The sequence below is a fragment of the Actinoplanes sp. NPDC048791 genome (assembly GCF_040650095.1).
Taxonomy (GTDB): Bacteria; Actinomycetota; Actinomycetes; order Mycobacteriales; family Micromonosporaceae; genus Actinoplanes.
This window is the reverse complement of sequence record NZ_JBEZGQ010000884.1, coordinates 1-3,480: the sequence shown is the minus strand read 5'-3', so window position 1 is coordinate 3,480 and position 3,480 is coordinate 1. Positions and strand designations below refer to the sequence as shown.

Sequence of the window (3,480 nt, the reverse complement as noted above, 5' to 3'; positions counted from 1 at the left end):
GGCACGCCGGGCCCTCGTAAGGGCCCGGCGTCCACCGGGCCCGCACGATCGGGGTCAGTCGCCCTCGGGCGGGTCGACCAGCGGCCAGCCACCGGCGGCGAGCCGGGCCGAGACCCGGACCACGTCCTCGGGCGTGGCCTCCTGCAGCAGCGACGAGCTGATCATCTGCTCGATGTCGGCGGTGCTGATCGGGTCGTCACCGGCCAGCACGGACTGGTCCGCGAGATCAACGGCGATCTTGCGGACCTCCTCCTCGGTCAGCTTGCGGCGCAGCACCCCGAGCAACGCCACGTAGTCCCCGCGCGGCACCCCGGTCGGGTAGCCGGCGCGCAGCCACTCGACGGCCCTGGTCATGAAGTTCGAGCGGGAATCGGTCACGGACGCCCCCGGTCACTTGTCCACGATGGTCGGGTAGATGTGCTCGAAGCTCAGCGCCTTGCCGAAGCCGCTGGCCACGATGAACGTGATACCCAGCACGACGCCGAGCACCACGATCGCGAACAGCAGATAGCCGGTCACCGTGCCGATCGGGTGCGCCCGGGGGCCGGACACCCCCGACTCGTGCACCTCGGCGTCGCCGCCCGCTCCGTAGGCCAGGGAACGGATGCCCAGGGCGAACAGGGCCGGCAGCCCGGCGCCGAGGATGACGCTGGCCAGCAGGACCTTCCACGCGCCCTCGAGGGCGAATCCCAGGTTGTGCATGTCGCAGCCCCTCTCAGCTCGCCGTGCCGGCGGGGACGCGGTCGGCGGCCGGGGCCGCTTCCCACTCGTCGTTGACGTTGTTGTGGTCGACCGGCGTGCGGCGCGACCGCAGATACATGCCGAGTGCGGCGGCGACGAGGATCGCGGTGACCGCGACCGCGCCGACGAGACCGCCGCCGAGCAGGTCGGTCACCCACCACATCAGGGCGCCGACGAGCGCGGCGGACGGCAGGGTGATGAGCCAGGCGGCGACCATGCGCCCGGCGACCCGCCAGCGCACCTGCGCCCCGGGCCGGCCCACCCCGGAGCCCAGGATCGAGCCGGTGGCGACATGCGTCGTGGAGAGCGCGAAGCCCAGATGACTGGAGGACAGGATCACCGCGGCCGCGGCGGACTCGGCGGCCAGGCCCTGCGGCGGGGCGATCTCCACCAGGCCCTTGCCGAGCGTGCGGATGATCCGCCAGCCTCCGAGGTAGGTGCCGAGCGCGATGGCCAGGGCGCAGGAGGCCTTCACCCAGAACGGAATGGTCTCGGTGTCGGTCCATTCGCCGGCCGCGATCAGGGCGAGGGTGATGACGCCCATGGTCTTCTGCGCGTCGTTGGTGCCGTGCGCCAGCGAGACGAGCGAGGCGCTGCCGATCTGGCCCCAGCGGAAGCCGTTGTCGGTGAAGCGCTGCGCGACGCCCACGGTGAGCCGGTAGATCAGCCAGGTGCCGGCGGCGGCGGCGGCACCGGCGATGACCGGCGACATCAGCGCCGGCAGGATGACCTTGCCGATGACGCCGTCGAGCTTGCTGCCGTCGCCGTTCCAGTTGACGCCGGCCCAGCCCAGGCCCGCGATGCTCGCGCCGATGAGGCCGCCGAACAGCGCGTGCGACGAGCTCGAGGGCAGGCCGAGCAGCCACGTCAGCAGGTTCCAGACGATGCCGCCGACCAGGCCCGCGAGAACGATGAGCAGCAGAGCCGTGCCGCCGTCGGCGAGCAGCTCCGGCTTGGGCGTGCCGTTCGAGTTCTGGATCTTCACCACGGCGTTGGTGACGGTGAGCGCGACCTCGACGGAGAGGAAAGCGCCGATGAGGTTGAGGATGCCGGAAAGGGCGACGGCGACCTTCGGCCGGAGGGCACGGGTGGCGATGGAGGTGGCCATCGCGTTGGCGGTGTCGTGGAACCCGTTCGTGAAGTCGAACCCGAGGGCGGTGATGACCACCAGGGCGAGTATCACGGATGTCTCTGTCACACGCCGATGGTCGCGCCCCGGATCAACCTGCAAAAGGGGTGTTCCGGCAACGCGTGGGAAATTTCATTCGCGTTGCCGGAGCCGCTGCCGGATAGTCACCTGACGCTCACCCGCCGCCAGGTTTACTCAGAAGGCCTCGGCGTCCACCGTGCGGATCGCCTCCACCAGGATGCCCAGGCCCTCGCGCGCCTCGTCCTCGGTCAGCGTCAGCGGCGGCCCCATCCGCAGCACGTTGCCGTACAGGCCGCCCTTGCCGACCAGCAGGCCGCCCTTGCGGCACTCGTCGAAGACCCGCATGGTCGCGGCCGGGTCCGGCTCGGTGGTGCCCGGCCGGACGAACTCGATGCCGATCATCAGGCCGCGGCCGCGGACCTCCCCCACGATCTTCGTCCCGCCGGCCGCGGCGCGCAGGCCGTCGAGCAGGATCGTGCCGGTGCGCTTCGCGTTGGCCTGCAGGTCGTGGTCGAGCACGTAGTCCAGCACGGCGTTGCCCGCGGCCGTGGAGACCGGGTTGCCGCCGAACGTGGAGAAGCTGGTCGCCGGGACCGCGTTGACCAGCTCCGCGCGGCCCACGACGCCGGCCAGCGCGAAGCCGTTGCCGATGCCCTTGGCGAAGGTGATCAGGTCGGGCTGCACGTCGTGCGCCTGATAACCCCAGAAGTGCTCACCGGTACGGCCCCAGCCGGTCTGCACCTCGTCGGCGATCAGCAGGATGCCGTGGTTGTCGAGCTCCTTCTTCAGCGCGCCGAGCAGCCCGTCCGGGGCGTGCACGAAGCCGCCCACGCCCTGGATCGGCTCGGCGATCAGCGCCGCGACGTCGCCCGCGGTCGTGGTGGCCAGCACCTCGCGCAGGTCCTCGACCGCGGCGTCGATGTGCTCGCTGTCGGACAGGCCCTTCATCCGGCCGCGCAGGCGTTCGCCCGAGTGCAGCCAGGACACCGAGATCGGGCTCAGCGCGCTGGCCGACCAGCTGCGGTGCCCGGTGATCGCCATCGCCGCGAAGGACCGGCCGTGGTAGCTGTTGCGGATGGCCAGGATCTGGTTGGACCGGCGGAAGTTGGTGGTGAACATCAGCGCGGCCTCGTTGGCCTCGGTGCCGGAGTTGGTGAAGAAGACCCGCGCGTCCGGGATGCCGGAGACCCGGGCGATCTTCTCGGCCAGCTCGACCTGCTGCCGGATCAGGTACAGCGTCGAGCTGTGCACGATGCCGGTGGCCAGCTGGCGCTCCACGGCCTCGCGCACCTCGGCGATGTCGTAGCCCAGCATGTTGGTCAGCACGCCGCCGAAGAAGTCCAGGTAGCTGCGGCCGTTCGCGTCGGTCACCCGGCGGCCGGAGCCGCGCACGAGCTCGATCGCGTCGTCGCCGTAGTAGGTCGTCACCCAGGAGGGCAGCACGGCCTGGTGCCGGGCGAGCAGGTCATCGGTCACGGGGTCCTCCAAGGGAGTCAGCGCCAGCCCCGCGGGTGCGGGCGGGAACGGGAACCACTGCCGCGCGCGGACGCGCCGGCGGCGGAAGCAAGGGTCCGGGCCAGGGAGTCGAA

At 71.3% G+C, this 3,480-nt stretch carries 4 protein-coding genes; all 4 read right to left on the bottom strand.

Annotation, left to right across the window (positions count from 1 at the left end; all coding sequences use genetic code 11):
• Nucleotides 1-54: 54 nt before the first annotated feature.
• The 4 genes from AB0C29_RS39055 to AB0C29_RS39040 all read right to left on the bottom strand — a co-directional run bounded on the left by AB0C29_RS39055 (nt 55) and on the right by AB0C29_RS39040 (nt 3,367).
• On the bottom strand, nt 55-378 hold the full coding sequence (locus tag AB0C29_RS39055) for a DUF3349 domain-containing protein (RefSeq protein ID WP_360831594.1): 324 nt from the start codon (nt 376-378) through the stop codon (nt 55-57).
• A 12-nt stretch (nt 379-390) separates the two neighbouring features.
• Nucleotides 391-702 carry a hypothetical protein gene (locus AB0C29_RS39050; RefSeq protein WP_360831591.1) on the bottom strand — a complete coding sequence of 104 codons (312 nt, stop codon included), beginning with the start codon at nt 700-702 and terminating at the stop codon, nt 391-393.
• 13 nt (nt 703-715) lie between these two features.
• Nucleotides 716-1,939, bottom strand: coding sequence for an inorganic phosphate transporter (locus tag AB0C29_RS39045; protein ID WP_360831588.1), 1,224 nt, complete (start codon nt 1,937-1,939; stop codon nt 716-718).
• 126 nt (nt 1,940-2,065) lie between these two features.
• Nucleotides 2,066-3,367: an aspartate aminotransferase family protein gene (locus tag AB0C29_RS39040; RefSeq protein WP_360831584.1), complete on the bottom strand. Its 1,302-nt coding sequence runs from the start codon at nt 3,365-3,367 to the stop codon at nt 2,066-2,068.
• Between the last annotated feature and the right edge of the window lie 113 nt (nt 3,368-3,480).

What these genes read in the sequence shown, in the direction of transcription:
- AB0C29_RS39050 (WP_360831591.1), bottom strand. Translation starts at nt 702, where the DNA reads ATGCACAACCTGGGATTCGCCCTCGAGGGCGCGTGGAAGGTCCTGCTG.